At 43.4% G+C, this 20,704-nt stretch carries 16 protein-coding genes, 1 tRNA gene and 1 pseudogene; 14 read left to right on the forward strand and 4 right to left on the reverse strand.

The genetic code is table 11. The annotated features are described in order from the left end of the window. Window positions 1–172, reverse strand: a pseudogene (locus ACFORF_RS00005) (ISL3 family transposase); the annotation flags it as partial. 291 nt (window positions 173–463) lie between these two features. Next, window positions 464–2,155: an arginine--tRNA ligase gene (argS, locus tag ACFORF_RS00010; protein WP_380424083.1), complete on the reverse strand. Its 1,692-nt coding sequence runs from the start codon at window positions 2,153–2,155 to the stop codon at window positions 464–466. Window positions 2,156–2,307: 152 nt separating this feature from the next. Between argS and argR the strand changes: the two genes are divergently transcribed. The 11 genes from argR (at window position 2,308) to ACFORF_RS00065 (ending at window position 14,717) form a co-directional block, all read left to right on the forward strand. After that, window positions 2,308–2,736, forward strand: a complete 429-nt coding sequence (gene argR / locus ACFORF_RS00015) for an arginine repressor (RefSeq protein ID WP_380424123.1) — start codon at window positions 2,308–2,310, stop codon at window positions 2,734–2,736. Then, window positions 2,736–3,089, forward strand: coding sequence for a YlbF family regulator (locus tag ACFORF_RS00020; protein WP_380424085.1), 354 nt, complete (start codon window positions 2,736–2,738; stop codon window positions 3,087–3,089). Before argR ends, ACFORF_RS00020 begins: the two co-directional genes overlap by 1 nt. Continuing rightward, on the forward strand, window positions 3,079–5,637 hold the full coding sequence (mutS, locus tag ACFORF_RS00025; protein ID WP_380424087.1) for a DNA mismatch repair protein MutS: 2,559 nt from the start codon (window positions 3,079–3,081) through the stop codon (window positions 5,635–5,637). Before ACFORF_RS00020 ends, mutS begins: the two co-directional genes overlap by 11 nt. Before the next feature lie 202 nt (window positions 5,638–5,839). Next, on the forward strand, window positions 5,840–7,804 hold the full coding sequence (gene mutL / locus ACFORF_RS00030; RefSeq protein WP_380424089.1) for a DNA mismatch repair endonuclease MutL: 1,965 nt from the start codon (window positions 5,840–5,842) through the stop codon (window positions 7,802–7,804). A 113-nt stretch (window positions 7,805–7,917) separates the two neighbouring features. Further along, window positions 7,918–9,144, forward strand: coding sequence for an MDR family MFS transporter (locus ACFORF_RS00035; protein ID WP_380424091.1), 1,227 nt, complete (start codon window positions 7,918–7,920; stop codon window positions 9,142–9,144). A gap of 9 nt (window positions 9,145–9,153) precedes the next feature. Further along, entirely contained in the window at window positions 9,154–9,750 is a 597-nt protein-coding gene (gene ruvA, locus ACFORF_RS00040) for a Holliday junction branch migration protein RuvA (RefSeq protein ID WP_380424093.1), read from the forward strand. 9 nt (window positions 9,751–9,759) lie between these two features. After that, window positions 9,760–10,311: a DNA-3-methyladenine glycosylase I gene (locus tag ACFORF_RS00045; RefSeq protein ID WP_380424095.1), complete on the forward strand. Its 552-nt coding sequence runs from the start codon at window positions 9,760–9,762 to the stop codon at window positions 10,309–10,311. 100 nt (window positions 10,312–10,411) lie between these two features. Next, on the forward strand, window positions 10,412–11,668 hold the full coding sequence (locus ACFORF_RS00050) for a competence/damage-inducible protein A (RefSeq protein ID WP_380424097.1): 1,257 nt from the start codon (window positions 10,412–10,414) through the stop codon (window positions 11,666–11,668). Between the two features lie 101 nt (window positions 11,669–11,769). Next, a complete protein-coding gene (gene recA, locus ACFORF_RS00055; protein WP_380424099.1) occupies window positions 11,770–12,924 on the forward strand; it encodes a recombinase RecA in 1,155 nt (384 codons plus the stop codon). 256 nt (window positions 12,925–13,180) lie between these two features. Further along, window positions 13,181–13,579 carry a transcriptional regulator Spx gene (gene spx / locus ACFORF_RS00060; protein ID WP_380424101.1) on the forward strand — a complete coding sequence of 133 codons (399 nt, stop codon included), beginning with the start codon at window positions 13,181–13,183 and terminating at the stop codon, window positions 13,577–13,579. Window positions 13,580–13,820: 241 nt separating this feature from the next. Then, the gene (locus ACFORF_RS00065; protein ID WP_380424103.1) at window positions 13,821–14,717 is read left to right on the forward strand and encodes a helix-turn-helix domain-containing protein; all 897 of its coding nucleotides are present in this window, start codon (window positions 13,821–13,823) and stop codon (window positions 14,715–14,717) included. A 370-nt stretch (window positions 14,718–15,087) separates the two neighbouring features. Here ACFORF_RS00065 and ACFORF_RS00070 read toward each other — a convergent pair. Beyond that, window positions 15,088–15,158, reverse strand: a tRNA-Cys gene (locus tag ACFORF_RS00070). 217 nt (window positions 15,159–15,375) lie between these two features. Then, the gene (locus ACFORF_RS00075; RefSeq protein WP_380424105.1) at window positions 15,376–16,266 is read right to left on the reverse strand and encodes a hypothetical protein; all 891 of its coding nucleotides are present in this window, start codon (window positions 16,264–16,266) and stop codon (window positions 15,376–15,378) included. Window positions 16,267–16,570: 304 nt separating this feature from the next. Between ACFORF_RS00075 and ACFORF_RS00080 the strand changes: the two genes are divergently transcribed. From ACFORF_RS00080 to ACFORF_RS00090, 3 genes are all read left to right on the forward strand, one after another. After that, entirely contained in the window at window positions 16,571–18,217 is a 1,647-nt protein-coding gene (locus ACFORF_RS00080) for a putative polysaccharide biosynthesis protein (RefSeq protein ID WP_380424107.1), read from the forward strand. A 148-nt stretch (window positions 18,218–18,365) separates the two neighbouring features. Then, the gene (hisS, locus tag ACFORF_RS00085; RefSeq protein ID WP_380424109.1) at window positions 18,366–19,643 is read left to right on the forward strand and encodes a histidine--tRNA ligase; all 1,278 of its coding nucleotides are present in this window, start codon (window positions 18,366–18,368) and stop codon (window positions 19,641–19,643) included. Between the two features lie 295 nt (window positions 19,644–19,938). Then, window positions 19,939–20,577 (forward strand): TMEM175 family protein, encoded by a 639-nt coding sequence (locus tag ACFORF_RS00090; protein ID WP_380424111.1) that lies wholly within the window; start codon window positions 19,939–19,941, stop codon window positions 20,575–20,577. The last annotated feature ends 127 nt before the right edge of the window (window positions 20,578–20,704 follow it).

Below are 20,704 nucleotides of genomic sequence, written 5' to 3' on the forward strand. Positions count from 1 at the left end.
GTTTCTGGAAGTCGTACTTGGTCATCTGTTCTTGGCAATGTTGGCATTTTGTGGCAGGGTAGTCCAGCTTAGCGATGACTTCCTTGTGGGTTCCAGCATCTATATAGTCTGAAATCGAGATATTAGGGTCTTTTATTCCGAGTAGGTTTGTGATAAAATTGAACTGTTCCATATGAGTCTTTCTAATGAGTTGTTTTATCGCTTTTCATTATAGGTCATATGGGACTTTTTTTCTACATTCAAAAAGGCTCCATAATCTCTGCAGGGGAGCTACCCACTACAGAAATTATAGAGCCGGAATTTAAATTCCATCCCTTTTATTATGATCTTTTTGCGCTAAAATAGGCTGATGAGCTCTCTTTGAAATCTTGATTGTTCATGACCTAACCAAAAAGTTCCAAAGTCTCAATATGGACTTTGGAACTTCTTTTTTATAGGATGAGTTTAGCTTCTCTTTACTAAATTACATTTCATCTGGGGCCTCAACACCGAGAAGACGAAGGGCTTCTTTAAGCACTGTTGCAGTGGCAGAAGCAAGGGCTAAACGACTGTTACGCTCAGGGGTTTCATCGAGGATACGCGTATGAGCATAATATTTATTGAAACTTTGGGCGAGGGAAACAGCATACTTTGCTACGATTGAAGGTTCATAGTGATTGTATGCTCGATTAATAGTAGTTGGGAAATCTTGCAATAATTTTATAATAGTCCAGCTTTCACTGTCATTTAGTTGATAGTCAGATTTACCATCGGGTATAAAGTTGGCCTTGCGTAAGATAGACTGAATTCGAGCGTGGGCGTATTGAACATAGGGTCCAGTTTCGCCCTCGAAGGAAACCATAGCTTCCAAGTCGAAGTCATAACCGTTCATCCGGTCAGTCTTAAGGTCATAGAATTTAATGGCTCCGACCCCGACCGCATGGGCAACAGCCTCTTTGTTAGGAAGGTTAGGGTTTTTCGCTTCGATTTGGGCTTGGGCACGTGCAACGGCTTCGGCAACAGTCGGTTCAAGGAGGATAACATTCCCTTTACGGGTGGAGAGTTTTCTGCCCTCTTTGGTTACAAGACCGAAGGCGACATGTTCCATATCGTCAGACCAGTCGTAGCCCATTTCCTTGAGGACGGCCTTGAGTTGTTTGAAGTGGGCTGCCTGTTCGTTACCGACCACGTAGATAGACTTGGCAAAGTCGTAGGTGCGTTTGCGATAGAGGGCAGCGGCAAGGTCACGGGTGATGTAGAGCGTAGCACCATCTGATTTTTTGATGAGGGCAGGGTGCTCGATGCCGTATTTTTCAAGTTTAACAACCTGAGCCCCTTCAGATTCTTCCAGGAGTCCTTTTTCTTGGAGGAGGTCAACGACTTCATCCATCTTGTCATTATAGAAGGCTTCACCGTTATAGCTATCGAAGGAAACGTCAAGCTCCTTGTAGAGACGGTTGAATTCAACTAGACTTTCGTCACGGAACCATTGCCAGAGTTCAGTGGCCTCGGCATCGCCGGCCTCTAATTTGCGGAACCATTCACGAGCTTCCTCGTCGAGACTAGGGTCGTTTTCAGCCTCAGCATTGATGCGGACGTAAAGTTTGAGAAGTTCGCTGATAGGATTAGCCTCGACAGCTGCCTTGTCGCCCCATTTTTTGTAGGCAACGATGAGCATGCCGAACTGTTTGCCCCAGTCCCCGAGGTGGTTGATACGTACAGGTTGATAGCCGAGCTTCTCAACGATATTAGCCAGGGCATCAGCGATGACTGTTGAACGCAGGTGGCCGATCGAGAAGGGTTTGGCGATGTTGGGACTAGACATGTCAAAGGCGATGTTGCGACCTTGTCCAATATCTTGGTTTCCGTAGTAGGAACCATTTGAAAGGATATCTTGAAGGACTTGGTTAGAAATAGCGGACTTATCTAAGAAAAAGTTCACGTAGGGACCTGTCGCAACAACTTTTTCAAATTGTTGAGCGTCAATTTGTTCAGCAATCTCAGCTGCAATAACTTGAGGTGCTTTTCTCAGTGTTTTTGCCAAGGAAAATGCGGGGAAAGCCAAGTCTCCCATATCAGAATTCTTTGGTTTTTCGATTAGCCCAAGGATAGTCTCTACACTCAAATCATTCACGACTGCGTGGATGGCCTTGGCAACAGCTTCTTTAGATGTCATTTTATTGCTCCTCTATACAAACATTTCAGTTCTACTATTTTACCATAAAAAGCCTTTAAAGTGCAGAAAATATCGTTTTAGTCTTTTGAAAAAATGTATATTTTTTGGTATAATTGAGAAGATATTAATTATTAACAGGAAAGAGAACCATGATTAACAAAATCAATCGACAAAATCGAATTAAGCAAATCATCCAAGTGGGGCATATTGGGACTCAGGAGGAGATTAAACAGACTTTGGCAGAAGAAGGAATCACTGTAACTCAGGCAACCTTGTCGCGGGATTTGCGAGAAATTGGCCTCTTGAAATTACGGGACAGTGAAGGGAAACTTTATTATACGTTATCAGAGTTGGTATCATCGAGCTTTAGTCCTGCAGTCCGAACTTACATTCGTAAGGTTGCACGTGCTGGATTTATGTTGGTCCTCCACACTGATTTAGGTGAGGCTGATGTTTTAGCTAATATTATTGATAGTCAGGATAATTCTGATATTCTTGGAACAGTTGCAGGAGCTGATACGCTCTTGGTTATCTGTAAGGATGAAGCAACGGCTAAACTCTTTGAAAGTGACTTGAGCTAATGCCACAGGCTTATGATGAAGCAGTGGCTCATCTGAAATACTTATTAGCTGAGCATTCAACGGTTAAGGATTTTCAGGCTATTGAGGCAAAAATAGCAGAGCTGACAGACTTACCCCAGCAGGTTCATCAGATGAAGGCCTACCAGCAGGAGGCGGTCCTCTATCAAAAGACAGGTAAGGAGCAGGCCTTAGCAGAGACGGATCTCAAGGTTGATCAGCTTGAGAAAGACCTGTTAGAGTTGCCAATTGTTCTTGACTACCGTCAGAAAATGCAGGATGCCAGTGACCTCTTGCAGTACGTCACGAAGAGCTTGGAAGAAAAAATCAATGAGGAAATCTTAAATGGCAAGTGAAAAAATTTCACCCGGCATGCAGCAGTATCTGGATATCAAGCAAGATTATCCAGATGCTTTTTTGCTTTTTCGTATGGGTGATTTCTATGAATTATTTTACGATGATGCGGTTAAGGCTGCGCAGATTTTAGAGATTAGTCTGACCAGTCGTAATAAAAATGCAGAAAATCCGATTCCTATGGCGGGAGTCCCCTACCATTCTGCCCAGCAGTATATCGATGTCTTGGTCGAGTTGGGCCATAAGGTTGCTATCGCAGAGCAGATGGAAGACCCTAAGCAGGCTGTTGGCGTCGTCAAGCGCGAGGTTGTTCAGGTGATTACACCGGGGACAGCAGTCGATTCAACCAGACCTGACACCAGTAATAATTTCTTAGTTGCTGTTGATCGAGCTGGTGAAGCATTTGGCTTGGCCTATATGGACTTGTCTACAGGTGAGTTTTACGCCACTAATTTATCGGATTTTGCGACTGTTCGAAGCGAAATGCTCAACCTTAAAGCCAAGGAAATCGTCATCGGCTTTGAACTGACTGAGGAGGAAGAAGAGATTCTGACCAAGCAGATGAACCTGCTCCTATCCTATGAACACGACTCTCGCCAGGATGTTCAATTGATTGGTTTAGGTTTCAGCACTCTCGAAGTGTCTGCAGCTGAGAAACTCCTCCAGTATGTGCACAGAACCCAAAAACGGGAGCTCAGCCATTTGCAAAAACTGGTCCACTACGAAATCAAGGACTATTTGCAAATGACCTATGCGACCAAGTCGAGTTTAGACCTGCTGGAGAATGCACGGACGTCTAAAAAGCACGGAAGCCTCTTTTGGCTGCTAGATGAGACCAAGACGGCTATGGGGACGCGTCTCTTGCGGACTTGGATTGATCGTCCCTTGGTGTCTCTGGAGGCCATAGCAGAGCGTCAGGAGGTGATTCAGACCTTCCTTAATCAATTCTTTGAGCGAGCTGATCTGACGGATAGCCTCAAAGGTGTCTACGATATAGAGCGTCTGGCCAGTCGAGTTTCATTTGGGAAGGCTAATCCCAAGGACCTGATCCAACTGGGTCATACCTTGGCTAGGGTTCCCCACATCAAGGCCATTCTTGAAAGTTTTGAAAGTCCTGCTCTGGTGACCTTGATCGATCAGCTGGATACCCTACCTGAGCTGGAACTTTTAATCCGCTCTGCTATTGACCCAGAAGCCCCAGCCACGATTACGGATGGTAATATTATTCGGACGGGCTTTGACGAGCAACTGGATACTTATCGGCAGGTCATGCGAGAAGGTACGACTTGGATTGCAGAGATTGAAGCCAATGAGCGCCAGGCTTCAGGGATTAACAATCTCAAGATCGACTACAATAAGAAAGACGGTTACTACTTCCACGTGACCAATTCCCAGCTGGCTAATGTGCCAGATCATTTCTTCCGAAAGGCGACCTTGAAGAATTCAGAGCGCTACGGGACAGCGGAACTGGCTAAGATTGAAGGTCAGATGCTGGAGGCGCGTGAGGAATCCTCCAACCTAGAATATTCAATCTTCATGCGCGTGCGGGAGAAGGTTGAATCCTACATTGATCGTATTCAGGCCCTGGCCAAAGGCTTGGCAACAGTTGATGTCCTACAAAGCCTGGCAGTGGTAGCTGAAACGAATCATTATGTGCGGCCTACTTTTGTGTCGGATGGTCATTTGGCCATTGTCAACGGTCGTCACGCGGTTGTGGAAAAGGTTATGGGGGCTCAGGTTTACATCCCCAATTCCATTAGCTTTGAAGAGGGTCAGAGCATTCAGCTGATTACAGGGCCTAACATGTCAGGTAAGTCAACTTACATGCGTCAACTGGCCCTGACTGCTATTATGGCTCAGATGGGTTCCTATGTGCCAGCCGAATCCTGTGAATTGCCCCTATTTGATGCTATCTATACGCGAATCGGAGCGGCGGATGACTTGATTTCAGGTCAGTCAACCTTTATGGTTGAGATGATGGAGGCCAATCAGGCCATTAAGCGGGCAACAGATCAGTCTCTCATCCTCTTTGATGAATTGGGCCGTGGGACGGCAACCTATGACGGGATGGCTCTGGCCCAGTCTATTATTGAGTACATCCATGATAAGGTTGGGGCCAAGACATTATTTGCCACGCATTATCATGAGTTGACAGAACTGTCAACTAAGTTGACAAGCCTTGTCAATCTGCACGTTTCTACCTTAGAGAAAGATGGTCAGGTGACCTTCCTTCATAAGATTGCCCCTGGACCAGCAGATAAGTCCTACGGAATTCACGTGGCCAAGATTGCAGGCTTACCGGAAGACCTATTGAGTCGGGCGGATCATATTTTGCAAGGTTTGGAAGCCCACGCTGCTCAGGTATCGGTCGTAGATAAAGGGGTTCAACCTGTCCAAAGCACTATTGAGGAGTCTGCCTCGCACCAACTCAGCCTCTTTGCTGAAGAGGTTACTTCACCTGTTCTAGATAAATTAACCAAGCTAGATCCTATGAATATGACACCCATGGAAGCCATGTCTGCACTCTTTGAACTCAAAAAAATGTTATAATTTCTGATTTTACCTGTACCTTAGTACAGGTTTTTTCTTATGTTTGTTTTGTGGTATAATGAAAGAACTAACAAACAAGGAGAGAGTTGACTCTGTAGTCTTATAAAATTTAATCATTGATGTTTATTTAGGGTTAGGCTTGTCTTATTCTTGCTAATTTTTCTTTAGATTTAAATTTAGGAGTCAACGATAACTTAAAATTATGTCCAAAATTATTGAATTGCCAGAAGTGCTGGCCAACCAGATTGCAGCAGGTGAAGTGATTGAGCGCCCAGCCAGTGTCGTTAAAGAGTTGCTTGAAAATGCCATCGATGCAGGTGCTAGCCAAATTACAATCGAACTAGAAGAGTCTGGCCTCAAATCGATTCAGATTATTGATAATGGCGAAGGCATTGCACAAGATGATGTTGCACTAGCGTTGCGTCGTCATGCTACCAGTAAAATAAAGAGTCAGGCAGATCTCTTTCGGATACGAACTTTAGGCTTTCGGGGTGAAGCGATGGCCTCGATTGCTTCCATCAGTCAGTTGACAATCGAAACATCCCGTGCGGATGAGGGACACGGGACTCTATTAGTCGCTAATGGTGGAAAAATTGAGCGACAAGAGCCAGTTTCAACGCCGGTTGGGACCAAGATTAAGGTGGAAAATCTCTTTTTTAACACTCCTGCTCGCTTGAAATACATGAAGACTCTCCAGTCAGAGTTAGCCCATATCATTGATGTCGTCAATCGTCAGGGCTTGGCCCATCCAGAGGTTGCCTTTACACTGATTAGTGACGGCAGAGAGTTGACGAGAACCGCTGGGACAGGTGATCTCAAGCAGGCTATTGCTGGGGTTTATGGCCTTCAGACAGCTCGAAAAATGGTTGAAATTTCAGCTGCTGACTTGGATTTTGAGGTTTCTGGCTATGTTAGTTTACCTGAATTGACTAGAGCAAATCGTAACTATATTACGATTCTAATTAACGGCCGCTATATCAAAAATTTTCTGATCAATCGTGCGATTTTAGATGGTTATGGCAGCAAACTCATGGTGGGGCGGTTTCCTTTAGCTGTTATTTCCGTGACGATTGACCCTTACTTGGCTGATGTCAACGTTCACCCAACCAAGCAAGAGGTTCGAATCTCCAAGGAAAAAGAGCTAATGAGTTTGGTTAGCTCTGCTATTGCCGAAAGCCTCAAAGCCCAAGACTTGATTCCAGATGCTTTAGAAAATTTAGCCAAATCGTCTACTAGAGGTCTCGCGAAACCAGAGCAGACCAGTCTGCCTCTTAATGCTAGCAGTCTCTACTACGACAAGGAAAAAGGAGACTTTTTCCTTAAACCTGAACAAGCTGCACCAGCTGAAGTTGACGCTTCTGTCAAGAAATCGTCAACCTATATTGACAATGTTGTAAACCAACCTCAAGTTGAGGAAACACCAGCACTGTCAGTGCGTTATGCTGAGCGTCAAGAAATTGATGAGGTGGACTCAGCTGAACATGGGGCAAGTCTGTCGCAGAAAGATTTGGCTAAACTTGCAAGTAAATTGGAAAATGAGGAAACCTCAACCTTTCCAGAATTGGAATACTTCGGTCAGATGCATGGGACCTACCTCTTTGCCCAAGGCAAGGGTGGGCTTTACATCATTGACCAGCATGCTGCCCAAGAACGGGTTAAGTACGAGTATTACCGAGATAAGATTGGTGAGGTTGACAGTGCTTTACAGCAGATTTTGGTCCCTTATTTATTCAGTTTTCCAGCGGATGACTTTCTTAAATTAGAAGAAAAAATGTCTCTGCTGAGAGAGGTCGGGATTCATCTAGAACCTTATGGTGAACATACCTTCATTTTGCGGGAACATCCCATTTGGATGAAGGAAGAGGAAATTGAATCTGGCGTCTATGAGATGTGTGACATGTTGCTTCTGACAAATCAGGTTTCCATCAAGCAATATCGTGCAGAATTAGCCATCATGATGTCCTGCAAACGCAGTATCAAGGCCAATCATACCTTGGATGACTATTCAGCACGCCATCTCTTGGTTCAACTTTCCCAGTGTAAAAACCCCTACAACTGCCCGCACGGCCGTCCAGTCCTTGTCAACTTTACCAAGTCTGACATGGAAAAAATGTTCCGCCGAATCCAGGAAAACCACACTAGTTTGCGAGAGTTGGGGAAATATTAGGATAAGGCAGCTTGTCTGCTTCAATTTTATGGCAATAGTTTTCAACAATTTGTTGCTTAGCGTTGATTTATAAAAAAGGAAAACGAAGGAAACTAGCTTAGAAAGAATCACACATGAACGAATTTTTCTCTTTGCCCAAGCAGATTCAGCTAGGTGAAGCTATGCGATTTTTATCAATAATGATTGGTAGCGCTGTGTTACCTTTTATGTCCATGTATTATGTTTCTTATTTCGGTACATTTTGGACAGGTATTTTGATTGTCGTGACGCAGGTAGCTGGTTTTATTGCTTCTCTTTATGGTGGACATCTCTCTGATGCACTCGGAAGAAAGACAGTCATCAAACAGGGTTACTTGTTGTCCGCTGTGGGGTGGTTGGTTGCAATTATAGCAAACGTCCCTGGCCATCCTTTGCCTTGGATAACTTTTATTGGTGTCTTTATGGTTAATATTGGCAGCAACTATTTTTCGCCAGCTTTTGATGCTATGGTCATCGATATGACAGATGAGACCAATCGTCGATTTGTTTACACGATTGGGTATTGGTTGATTAACATTGCCGTCATGCTGGGGGCTGGTATCGCAGGTTTATTTTATGATCAGTTCTTCTTTGAGCTATTAATTGCACTTTTAATAGTGGAAATGCTTTGTTATGCTGTAGTAATTGCAAAATTTGGTGAAACTAAGCCTGAGCATGTGGAATTTGATCACGGACATGGAATTTTTGATAGTTTTAGAAACTATGGCGAAGTGTTATCTGACAAGGCCTTCTTGACCTATACATTGGGAATCATTCTCTACGGGGCTATCTGGGCTCAAGTAGACAATTACTTAGCGGTTCATTTGAAGTTACACTTTGTACCGGCCGTCATTTTTGGACAGACGATTACAGGAGCTAAGATGCTCAGTTCAGCTGTATTTATAAATACTGTCATGATTGTTCTATTAATGACGACTATTAATCGTTTGACTAAGAGCTTCAAGCTCGCTCCTCAGTTGATTTTAGGAGGAGGCTTATTTGTAGTTGGAATGATGCTTGCCTTTGTTTTTAATCAGTTTGTTCCGATTGCCTTGACAGTTGTCATTTACACCTTTGGGGAAATGATTTATGTGCCTGCTAGTCAAGTTTTACGTGCCGATATGATGGATGAAGCCAAGGTTGGTTCATATTCTGGTCTTGTTTCCATGGCTGGGCCAGTAGGTAATATTATTGCAGGAACAATGGTTTCGCTGAGCCATTTTACAGGGATTATTGGAGTAGAAATTACCTTAATTTTATTAGCTGTATGCGGGATTGGGATGATGATTCGTGCTGCCCAAATGAAACAATTAGAGATTTAGGAGAAAAACATGTACGATTATATAAAGGGTCTCTTGACCAAGATTACAGCCAAGCACATTGTTGTTGAGGCTTCAGGGATTGGCTTTGCGATCCAAGTAGCTAATCCTTACCGGTTTTCAGGTCAGGTCAATCAGCCTGTCCAAATTTATACGCACCAGGTGATTCGTGAAGATGCTCATTTACTTTTTGGTTTTGCCTCCGAGGCTGAGAAGGATGTCTTTCTTCGCTTGATTTCTGTATCAGGAATCGGTCCGACGACGGCCCTTGCAATTATTGCGGTAGATGATAATGATGGCCTGGTACGAGCGATTGAATCGAAAAATATTACTTACCTGACCAAGTTCCCTAAGGTTGGGAAGAAAACAGCCCAACAGATGATTTTGGACTTGGAAGGTAAGTTTGCCATTGAGGCAGTAGATGTGGATAGCTCTGCTATGGACAGTACAACAACTTCAGAAAATGAAGCCCTGGACGAAGCAATGGAAGCAATGGAGGCCTTGGGGTATCGTGCAACTGAGCTTAAGAAGGTTAAGAAATTCTTTGAAGGAACGCAGGATACGGCTGAAAATTATATCAAACAAGCCCTTAAGATGCTGATGAAATAAGGAGAAACTATGCAACGTTGTTCCTGGGTCAAAGAGACCAATAACCTCTATGTTGCCTACCACGATGAGGAGTGGGGAAGACCTGTTCGTGAGGACCAGGCCTTATTTGAGTTGCTCTGCCTAGAGAGCTACCAGGCAGGACTTTCCTGGGAAACGGTGCTTAATAAACGTGCCTCCTTTCGCAAAGTTTTTCACGACTATGATATTGAGAAAGTCGCTCACATGACCGATGCTGAGCTAGATAGTTTGCTAGACAATCCAAACATCATTCGCCACAAGGCCAAAATCTACGCCACCCGGCAAAATGCCCAGGCCACTTTACGCGTGCAGGCTGAATTTGGCAGTTTTGATCGCTATCTCTGGAATTGGGTGGACGGTACACCCATCGTCAACCTCGTAACAGACTACAGGGCTATTCCAAGCAAAACCGCCTTGTCCGAACAGCTTTCCAAAGACTTGAAAAAACGAGGCTTTACCTTTGTTGGCCCTGTCTGCGTTTACTCTTATTTACAGGCGGCAGGCCTGGTCAATGACCACGAAGAGACCTGTGACTGGAAGTAGTCATCCTAAAAATGAGTCAATTCCCTCTTATTTTTACAGAATAAGAGGATTTTTTGATAAAATAAGAAGCAACTACGAATGGTTACATGAAGGAGGAAACATGAAAGCAGAACTGATTGCGGTTGGGACGGAGATTCTGACCGGCCAGATTGTTAACACGAACAGTCAGTATTTATCGGAAAAAATGGCAGAGCTGGGGATTGATGTCTACTTCCAAACGGCTGTCGGAGATAACGAGGAGCGATTGATAGCTGTCATTGACATTGCCAGCAAACGAAGCGACCTGGTCATTCTCTGCGGAGGTTTAGGCCCAACGGAAGATGATTTAACTAAACAAACATTGGCCAAGTTCCTTGGACGAGACCTTGTCTTTGATGCCCAGGCTAGTCAGCGCTTGGATGAGTTTTTTGCGACACGATCTCAATATAGTCGGACACCTAATAATGAACGGCAGGCCCAGCTAATTGAGGGGTCAACTCCCTTGCAAAATACGACTGGGCTGGCTGTCGGTGGCTTGATTGAGCAAGATGGGGTCACCTATGTTGTCTTGCCAGGGCCACCTAGTGAACTCAAGCCCATGGTCCAAGATCAGCTCACTCCACTCTTATCAGGAAACCAACGCCTGTATTCACGTGTCCTTCGATTCTTTGGGATTGGAGAAAGTCAGTTGGTGACGGTGCTGGCTGATTTGATTGACCAGCAGACCGATCCGACCCTTGCACCCTATGCCAAGACTGGAGAAGTGACCTTGCGTCTGTCAACCAAGGCAGCAAATCAGGCCGAGGCAGATGAGAAGCTAGAGGACTTGGAGCGCGTGATTGCAGAGATCGTAAGTCTTGAAGGTCTGCCACTCAGTCATTATTTGTATGGCTATGGGGAGGATGGTAGTCTTGCCCAGGTGGTCATAGACCTGCTTAAGCAAACTGGACAGACCATCACGGCAGCAGAGAGTCTGACGGCTGGTCTTTTGCAGGCGCGGATTGCGGATTTTGCTGGAAGCTCTGCTATTTTCAAGGGGGGCTTTGTCACCTATAGTTTGGAAGAAAAGGCCAAGATGCTGGGGCTGCCAATGGCAGAGCTCGAAGAACATGGCGTTGTTAGCGATTTTACAGCAGCAGCCATGGCTCAAGGAGCTCGTGAGAAAACAGGAGCAGATTTAGCTATTTCCTTGACAGGAGTGGCTGGTCCAGATGAATTGGAAGGTCAGCCTGTTGGGACAGTTTACTTTGGTCTGGCAACAGTGCACGGTGTGCAGACGACGAAAGTTGTTATTGGAGGCCGCAGTCGGGCAGATATTCGTTATATTGCTACCTTGCATGCCTTTAACCTTGTGCGTCAAGCTTTATTAAATGCCTGAAATTTTGTATAATAAATAAGATTGGACTCTTGAAATTGAGAGAGTTTTAGCGCTGGGCATGTGCGTTAGGCACGCCTAGCTACTAGAAGAAGGAGATTATTTTGGCTAAAAAACCTAAAAAGACAGAAGAAATCACCAAGAAATTTGGTGATGAACGTAAAAAGGCCCTTGACGATGCCTTGAAATTGATTGAAAAAGACTTTGGTAAGGGTGCTGTGATGCGTCTGGGCGAACGTGCAGAGCAAAAAGTTCAGGTCATGAGTTCAGGTTCCTTGGCCCTCGATATTGCACTTGGTGCAGGTGGCTACCCTAAAGGCCGTATCGTTGAAATCTACGGGCCTGAGTCATCTGGTAAGACAACCGTTGCCCTTCATGCCGTTGCCCAGTGTCAAAAAGAAGGTGGTATTGCTGCCTTTATCGATGCGGAGCATGCGCTTGATCCACAATATGCAGAAGCCCTTGGTGTGAATATCGATGAACTATTGCTTTCACAACCAGATTCAGGAGAACAAGGTCTTGAAATCGCAGGCAAGTTGATTGATTCTGGAGCGATTGACTTGGTAGTTATTGACTCGGTTGCAGCCCTCGTTCCACGTGCAGAAATTGATGGTGATATCGGAGATAGCCACGTGGGTCTGCAAGCCCGTATGATGAGTCAGGCCATGCGTAAGCTCGGTGCTTCTATTAACAAGACCAAGACCATTGCTATCTTTATCAATCAGCTCCGTGAAAAAGTTGGGATTATGTTTGGTAACCCGGAAACAACTCCTGGTGGACGTGCTTTGAAATTCTACGCTTCTGTTCGTTTGGATGTGCGTGGCAATACGCAAATCAAGGGATCTGGTGAGACCAAGGACCAAAACATCGGTAAGGAAACCAAGATTAAGGTCGTGAAAAATAAGGTAGCTCCGCCATTTAAGGAAGCCTTTGTGGAAATCATGTACGGAGAGGGGATCTCTCGGACTGGTGAACTGGTGAAAATCGCTAGTGACCTAGATATTATCAAAAAATCAGGAGCTTGGTTCTCATATAATGATGAAAAAATCGGACAAGGTTCTGAAAACGCTAAGAAATTCTTGGCTGAAAACCCAGAAATCTTTGACGAAATCGACCGTAAAGTCCGTGCCCACTATGGTATGATTGAACTCACTGAAGATGAAGCTGCAGAGCAAAAAGTAAACGACTCAGCAGAAGAAACAGCTGAAAACACAGACCTTCTCCTAGACCTCGACGCTGCCATTGAGATTGAGGAGTAAAAAGGTCCAGTGGACCTTTTTAGCCCCGAGCCAAGAGATTGTAAATCGCTGGCAGCTGCTTAAGTAAGAAACTACTCAAGCCTAGTCCTCTCGGTATAGTGAGAGGCTAGGTTTTTCTTCGAAAAATCATTTCATTTTTACGGTTTTTACTTGACTTTTTTTGAAAAATTAAAAAATAGGTCTTAAGACCCATAGACAAGTATGAATGATATGGTACAATAGTCTTATCATCATGAGACAGAAAGAGAGAATGAAGATGATTAAGATTTATACGATTTCAAGTTGTACGAGTTGTAAAAAAGCAAAAACCTGGTTAAACAAGCACCAATTACCCTATAAAGAACAAAACCTTGGCAAGGAAGCTTTGACAAGAGAAGAGATTTTATCAATTCTTGCAAAGACAGATAACGGTATTGAGAGCATCGTCTCCTCAAAAAATCGTTATGCCAAGGCATTGAACTACAACTGGGATGATATGAGTCTCAGTGAGGTTATCGAAGTTATTCAAGAAAATCCTCGGATTTTAAAGAGCCCCATTTTGATTGATGACAAACGCCTTCAAGTAGGCTATAAAGAAGATGATATCCGTGCCTTCTTACCGCGTTCAGTGCGTAATGTTGAGAATGCACAAGCTCGTTTACGGGCAGCATTATAATAAATTCGAAGAATTAAATAATCATAGAGGCTGGGATAGACAGTCTCTTTTTTTTGCAAGATTAATAAAATAATTTATTTTATTCTTTAGATTTAATATAGATTAATCTCGTATACAACTTGATTTTAATAGTTTAAGGATAAAAATTTTTATGGAATTAGAATAATAGTCCTAAATTTATGCTATAATAACTCTAAAAAGAAAACGCTATCAATTCGAGCTTGATATTTAGGAGAATAATATGAAATTTGGCGAAAAGTTACGACAGTTGAGGGAAAGTAGAGGATTAACGCGTGAATTTTTATGTGGTAATGAGAGTCAATTATCTATCCGACAACTTGCTCGGATTGAAGCAGGAACGTCAATTCCAACCCTTCCTAAACTCCTTTATCTATCTCAAAAATTGGGGATTAGTCTCGATGAATTAGCAGATGAAAAGGATTATCAGCTCCCTAAGCGTTATCTTGAATTGAAGTTTTTAATTATCCGGACAGCAACTTATGGAGACCCCCTTCGTCTTGAAGTTGGAGACCGTTACTTCGATGAAATTTTCCAAAATTATTATGCTAAGTTGCCCGAAGATGAACAACTAGCAGTTGATTGTTTACAGGCACGCTGGGATGTTCATATTAGTGATAATGTTAATTTTGGGCTAGGGATTTTAAATGATTATTTTGCCCAGGTTCTAAAAAGAGTGGAATTTTCGGTTAATGATTTGCTACTAATTGACTTGTACTTATTGTGTACGATGACGTCTGTTTATCAAGATGATGATTATGATTTTGAGACATATCAGTTGTTGATGGAACGGTTACTTCATCAAGGAGAGGAATTACCAACAGAGAATCTTTATGTTCTTAATAATGTTTTACTTAATAGCTTTCATTTAGCCTATACCTTGAAACAAGATTCCTTTATTGAGGGAATATTAACTAAAAGTCAAGAGCTGATGGTTAGAATCCAAGATTTTCAAAAAAAGCCTATTTGGAATCTTTTTCAGTGGAAATTAGCTCTAAAACAAGGTAATAATGAAAAAGCCGACCAGTTTTATAAAGATGCTATTCTCTTTTCAAGATTGATTGGAGATGAGTATTTAGGGTCTAAGCTAGATGAAGAGTGGGTAAAAGATAACTCATAGATTTCTACCGATAAACGAGGTTGACAGAGGACTCAGGATTTAAAAAATCTGAGGCTTCTTCGAAGAGGGATACTCCTATAGTTATTTTAAAATTTAAAACCACAGAAAAATTAATTCGTCTGCAATATGTAAAAAGACAAACACCAAGATGATGTTTGTCTTGAGCCTGAAAGCCCGAGCCTCGGGCTTTTTACGTCGTTAGTTTTCTGTTATATCGGACTTTTTCAAAATATGGGTTATAATGGGCCTCTGAAAAACGTCCGCCCCAAATTATTTTTAAAGTTAGCCTGATTTAACCTGACGGAAAATCAAAAAAGCCTGTAAAATCAGGCTTTTCATTCGGTTAATTCCTGTTAATTCAGGTACTGAAAGGCGGTAGACGGATTTGAACCGACGATCAAGCTTTTGCAGAGCCGTGCCTTACCACTTGGCTATACCGCCATAACAGAAACTATTCTATCGTAAATTTAGAGTTCCGTCAAGATTTTACGCTAAATAAAATTTAACCGAAGAGACTTTGGAGGTGGATTAAGATTGAAGTCAATTGCTGTGAAATAGGGTTTACAATTTTGGGTTAAAAAATTGTGTCATTATCATCTTATTACATACGTATTGCAAGAGTAAGAGACTGGGAACTTATCCCAGCCTCCTGACAGAATTATTGTTTAGCGAATTTTTTTAAGAAAGGTAGGCTAATTAAGGATAATCCAAGAATTGGCAGAAGTGCAAGAGATGCTGCTTCACCAGTTTGTGGGAGAGCTTTTACATTGCTGGTAGCACTAGCTGGGACCGCAGCTTTTTTAATGACGGTCATTTGTGAAGTGGCCTCCTCTGTATTAAGTTCAGATTGGGGAACTTCGCGAATGTAAAGGATCTGTGAGCGTTCTCCTTTACTGTAATCAAAATCTTGATCAGCTGGGGTCTGCCACATAATAGGTGAGAAGGTATCGCCTGCTAGATAAAAACCATTTTGGTATTTAACACCGTGACCCCCGAATCCCGTTTCAGCGATTTCGTAGGTGTTTTCTCCTGCCACAAAACGATAAGTGTTTTCCCCTACTAATTGAACACTGTCAATGCGGAAGGTGACCACCTCATCACCCTGATCAGTATGAATAATCCGTTGACCGGTTCCATCTGCGTTAAACACAAAGGTATAACCAAGGGCGCTACTTGCATTACCAGTCCATGTTCCGACGAGTCCAGAAGGCATTGGAATAACCGGTTTTGCTTCTTCTGTCGTCGTAGAGGCTACAGTAGTTTCAGAAATGGCATTTGTCTCGGTACTGCTACTGTCTGAGGAAATCTCTGTTGACGCAGTAGGTGTAGAGGAGCTTTCCACCGCTGGAGTTTCTGTCTCGGTCGCACTAGCAGAACTTGCTTCAGTTGAAGCTGTTTCTGTGGAGGCAGGAGTCGTAACAGCTACAGTAGCTGTTGCTTCAGGAGCTAGGCTAGTATCATCAGCGTAAGCTAATGGTTCAGTAGCTAGGATAAAGAGGGATAAGGCAGCAGCTGCTAGGGAGCAGCAATAACGTTTTTGAGATTTCATAAAAAATCCTCCCGTATAAAAAATTTGATTGAAGACGAAAATGGTTTAATAGTTTTTACTAGGATAGCTTTGTTTACAATTAAATCATAGCACGAATGTCTTTTTATGTCAATCTTTTTGTAATATTTTTGAAACAATAGCAATCTTTTTGTAATTTTAAAAAACTATTTTTAGTCTCCATACTATTATTCGTAAATTAAATTGAAATTTAAGGATATTTTTTAAAGGTAGACTAATATTTTACAAGCTCTGTAGAAAAGTTTATAATGACTTTACGACTTTAAATTAGATAGAAAGAAAGAATATGTCTCAAGAAAATCAAGCTCATGCGACTCAGCAGCAGCAAATGTTGCGTTCGACTCTTTGGTCTACGGTAGGAAATTTTGCTAGTCGCTTACTGGGCCTTGTCTATGTTATTCCTTGGTATATGTGGTTGGGGGAGCATGCGGCAGAAGGAAATTCTTTGTTTGCCCAAGGCTATAATATCTATACAATTTTTTTGCTCATTTCTACATCGGGTATAAACGTAGCGATTGCCAAACAAGTTGCTAAATACAATTCTAACGGTCAGCCTGAACTGGTATTTCCCATGGTGCGTCAAACGATTATTATTATGACGATTTTCGGTGGGATTCTAGGGACAGGGATGTATCTGATGGCTCCCTTGCTAGCCAAGGGATCAGGTTGGGGAAATGAATTAGTGGCTGTTGTTCACAGTCTTTCTTGGGCTTTGCTCATTTTCCCAGGAATGAGTGTTATCAGAGGATTTTTCCAAGGTCTCAATAATCAAAAGCCCTATGCTCTTAGTCAGGTGGCTGAGCAGATTGTTCGTGTCGTTTGGATGTTGCTGGCTACATTTATCATCATGAAGTTGGGTTCAGGTGATTATGTCGCTGCTATTGTCCAGTCAACCTTTGCGGCTTTTATCAGCATGTTTGCTAGCTGGGCAGTTTTACTTTACTACCTGGCTCAGGAAGGGTTATTAAAGGAACTGCTCATACCGAACAAGGCTGAGACTTCAAAGGAAATAAAGACTGGAAAGGTCTTGTTGGAAACCTTAAAAGAAGCCATTCCTTTTATCATTACGGGCTCTGCTATCCAACTTTTTCAAATGGTGGACCAATTTACTTACGTCAATAGCATGTCTTGGTTCACGGATTATAGCAATACGGATTTACAAGTCCAGTATGCTTATATGTCGGGAAATCCTAATAAAATTATCATGATTTTAGTGGCCGTAGCAACGTCAATTGGCGGTGTGGGTATTCCCTTATTGACAGCTAATTATGTCAAGAAGGACCATAAGGCGTCGGCTCAATTAGTGCTTAATAATTTGACGATGCTTTTGTTGGTCATTCTCCCTGCGATTATGGGTGGTGTTCTTCTTTCTAGACCGCTTTATACCGTTTTCTATGGGATGCCAGATAATCTTGCTTTGGGCTTGTTTATCGTGTCCTTGATTCAGACTATATTCTTGGCCCTCTATGCGGTATCCTCGCCGATGATCCAGGCCTTGTCGCAGAATCGTAATGCGATTCGTTATTTCCTATATGGGATGGTCTTGAAGTTAGTTATTCAAGTTCCTCTGATTTTCCTTTTCCATGCCTATGGACCGCTCTTGGCAACAGCGCTTGGCCTAGCCCTGCCGATTTACCTGATGTTGCGAAATGTTCATGTCGTGACGCACTTTAATCGTCAGACCCTGATGAAGCGTAGCTTGCTGATTGTGATTTTGACAGTGGTGATGGCTGTGGTTGTCCTACTTGTTGAATGGGTCCTCGGAATGGTCTATCCAGTTAGCGATCGTGTATCGAGTGTGGTTCATCTTGTTTTTTCAGGTGTCATTGGGGCAAGTGTCTATGGGCTTCTTGCAACGTGGACGCGTTTGATTGACCACGTTATTGGGGCAACAAAGGCAGAGCAACTGCGCCGTAAGCTGCATCTGGGCTAGTTTGGGTATGGATGGCCTTGTTCGGTCAAGGCTCTGCTATGGTTTAAAAATAAATATGACGGAGGGAGAAGCTTTTTGGACAAGAGTGTTCTTTCCCTCCTCTTTTTATGGTAAAATAGTAGGAAATTGTGCAAGTAAAGGAAATATTATGGCATTACAAAAACCAAAGGGAACTCAGGATATCCTACCAGCTGAAGCGGCTAAATGGCAATACGTTGAGGAGTTTGTTCGTCAGACCTTCAAACGCTACCGCTATGGGGAAATCCGGACCCCAATGTTTGAGCATTACGAGGTTATCAGTCGTTCAGTTGGAGATACGACGGATATCGTGACCAAGGAGATGTATGATTTCTACGACAAGGGCGAACGTCATATCACGCTTCGTCCAGAAGGGACTGCTCCAGTAGTTCGGTCTTTTGTGGAGAACAAACTCTTTGCGCCTGAGGTGCAAAAACCTGTTAAACTCTACTATATTGGGTCTATGTTTCGTTATGAGCGTCCACAGGCAGGGCGCTTACGTGAGTTCCACCAGGTTGGGGTAGAGGCCTTTGGCTCAGTCAATCCAGCAACTGATGTGGAAACCATTGCCATGGCCTACCAACTGTTCTGCGACCTCGGCATCAAGGACATTGTACTCCACCTCAATACTCTGGGCAGTCCTGCTAGTCGGGCCGCCTATCGCCAGGCCCTGATTGATTACCTCTTGCCTATGAAGGACCAACTGTCCAAGGATAGCCAGCGTCGGTTGGAGGAAAATCCTCTTCGGGTTTTGGATTCTAAGGAGAAGGAAGACAAGCAGGCGGTAGAAAATGCGCCGTCCATCTTGGATTATTTGGATGCAGAAAGTCAGGCCCATTTTGATGCCGTTCGTGAGATGCTAGAGGCCTTGGAGATTCCCTACATCATCGACACCAACATGGTTCGGGGTCTAGATTATTACAACCACACGATTTTTGAATTTATCACCAAGATGGACCAGTTAGAGTTGACCATCTGTGCAGGTGGACGCTACGATGGTTTGGTGGAGTATTTTGGAGGACCGGCGACACCAGGCTTTGGTTTTGGTTTGGGTCTTGAACGTCTCCTCCTGATTTTGGATAAACAGGGGATTGTTCTGCCAATCGAGGATCAACTGGACCTCTATATCGCTGTTCTTGGTGAGGCTGCTAATAGCAAAGCCTTGCAATTGGTTCAAGCAGTTCGCCAGCAAGGTTTCTCAGCTGAACGTGATGTCCTCAACCGCAAGATTAAGGCCCAGTTCAAGTCTGCAGACACTTTTGGTGCTAGGACGATTCTAACTCTTGGGGAGAGCGAGGTTGAGGCAGGTCATGTGATTCTGAAAAACAACCAGACTCGTCAGGAAATCGAGGTTAGCTTTGAAGAGCTCTCAACAAATTTTGCAGGACTTCTTGAGCAACTACAATAGCATAAAGAAATGGTGGACTTGTTCTGCCATTCTTGTTTTTCAGTCGTTTAGAAGTTTTTGTTTTTGTGAGGGGGCTGTGGTTCACCTAGCCAGAAGGGAGTAGTCTTGGCTAGCTAATCTCACGAGCAGTGGATTGTCTCGTCAAGTCTCACAAAATCAGACTATCCTCAGGCAAATGAGATTTGATAGGAAGATCGTTTGTCAATCCAGCTTTGGCAAAAGGTGATGAGGCTTGGCTGTGACTACATTAGGCCATGCTAGCTCGCTTCCTATTTTAAAGCAAGAAAGTAAAGACATGAAAAAATTACTGGACCGTTTTGATGTGCTGAGTGATGCCATCATCGCGATTATTATGACGATTTTGGTGTTGGAGATTTCGGCACCGACCAAGCCTGAAGAATTGCTGAATTTTTTCAAGGAAATTAGTCTCTTTCTGGTGTCCTTTATGCTGTTGGTCAATATCTGGTATCGGCGTGCCAAGATTATCATCCAGGCCAAGGTAACCAAACTGGAGTGTCTCTTGTTGGATGTCTTTGCCCACGCACTACTGGCCCTCTTTCCCCTAACTATCAAGATGTTAGTAGCCTATGAGGACGAGTGGGTATCGGTCCTCTTTTTTGGGATTTTGAATGTCTTGGTCATCACCGCTATTAACCTTATTCCTCTAGTGGAGTTAGGATTTGACTGGGAGAAGGGCAAGGTGTCTGGCTGGATACATCACTACTATCTGCGCCGGGTTTGGCTGACCATCCTGTTCAATTTGGCTCTCGTGGCGTTGGCTCTCTATTTAGGGACCTATGGCACCTATCTCTACTTGCTGATGCCGTTTTTGGATTTTTTTGCCAGTTATCGTAAGGACAAGCGCTTGGAGGAGGTCCTGCAGGATGATAATCTGCAGTCTATTATTGCCCAGAAAATTGGACTCAAGCGTTAGTTTTTCTGGCTCTATAGGGAAAATAGCAGAGCGGTAGAGTTGGCGAAGTACCTGCTCTGCCATTCATGAGAAAAAGACGCCCAATCTATGGGAAAATTAGTTTGTTTTTGATATACTAAGAAAGTAT

It is taken from the genome of Streptococcus caprae (assembly GCF_042649745.1).
GTDB classification, from domain to species: Bacteria; Bacillota; Bacilli; order Lactobacillales; family Streptococcaceae; genus Streptococcus; species Streptococcus caprae.

Coding starts and splice junctions, on each gene's coding strand:
- argS (WP_380424083.1), bottom strand. CDS start 2,155: ATGACATCTAAAGAAGCTGTTGCCAAGGCCATCCACGCAGTCGTGAAT.
- ACFORF_RS00020 (WP_380424085.1), top strand. CDS start 2,736: ATGCCACAGGCTTATGATGAAGCAGTGGCTCATCTGAAATACTTATTA.
- mutS (WP_380424087.1), top strand. CDS start 3,079: ATGGCAAGTGAAAAAATTTCACCCGGCATGCAGCAGTATCTGGATATC.
- mutL (WP_380424089.1), top strand. CDS start 5,840: ATGTCCAAAATTATTGAATTGCCAGAAGTGCTGGCCAACCAGATTGCA.
- ACFORF_RS00035 (WP_380424091.1), top strand. CDS start 7,918: ATGAACGAATTTTTCTCTTTGCCCAAGCAGATTCAGCTAGGTGAAGCT.
- ruvA (WP_380424093.1), top strand. CDS start 9,154: ATGTACGATTATATAAAGGGTCTCTTGACCAAGATTACAGCCAAGCAC.
- ACFORF_RS00045 (WP_380424095.1), top strand. CDS start 9,760: ATGCAACGTTGTTCCTGGGTCAAAGAGACCAATAACCTCTATGTTGCC.
- ACFORF_RS00050 (WP_380424097.1), top strand. CDS start 10,412: ATGAAAGCAGAACTGATTGCGGTTGGGACGGAGATTCTGACCGGCCAG.
- spx (WP_380424101.1), top strand. CDS start 13,181: ATGATTAAGATTTATACGATTTCAAGTTGTACGAGTTGTAAAAAAGCA.
- ACFORF_RS00065 (WP_380424103.1), top strand. CDS start 13,821: ATGAAATTTGGCGAAAAGTTACGACAGTTGAGGGAAAGTAGAGGATTA.
- ACFORF_RS00075 (WP_380424105.1), bottom strand. CDS start 16,266: ATGAAATCTCAAAAACGTTATTGCTGCTCCCTAGCAGCTGCTGCCTTA.
- ACFORF_RS00080 (WP_380424107.1), top strand. CDS start 16,571: ATGTCTCAAGAAAATCAAGCTCATGCGACTCAGCAGCAGCAAATGTTG.
- hisS (WP_380424109.1), top strand. CDS start 18,366: ATGGCATTACAAAAACCAAAGGGAACTCAGGATATCCTACCAGCTGAA.
- ACFORF_RS00090 (WP_380424111.1), top strand. CDS start 19,939: ATGAAAAAATTACTGGACCGTTTTGATGTGCTGAGTGATGCCATCATC.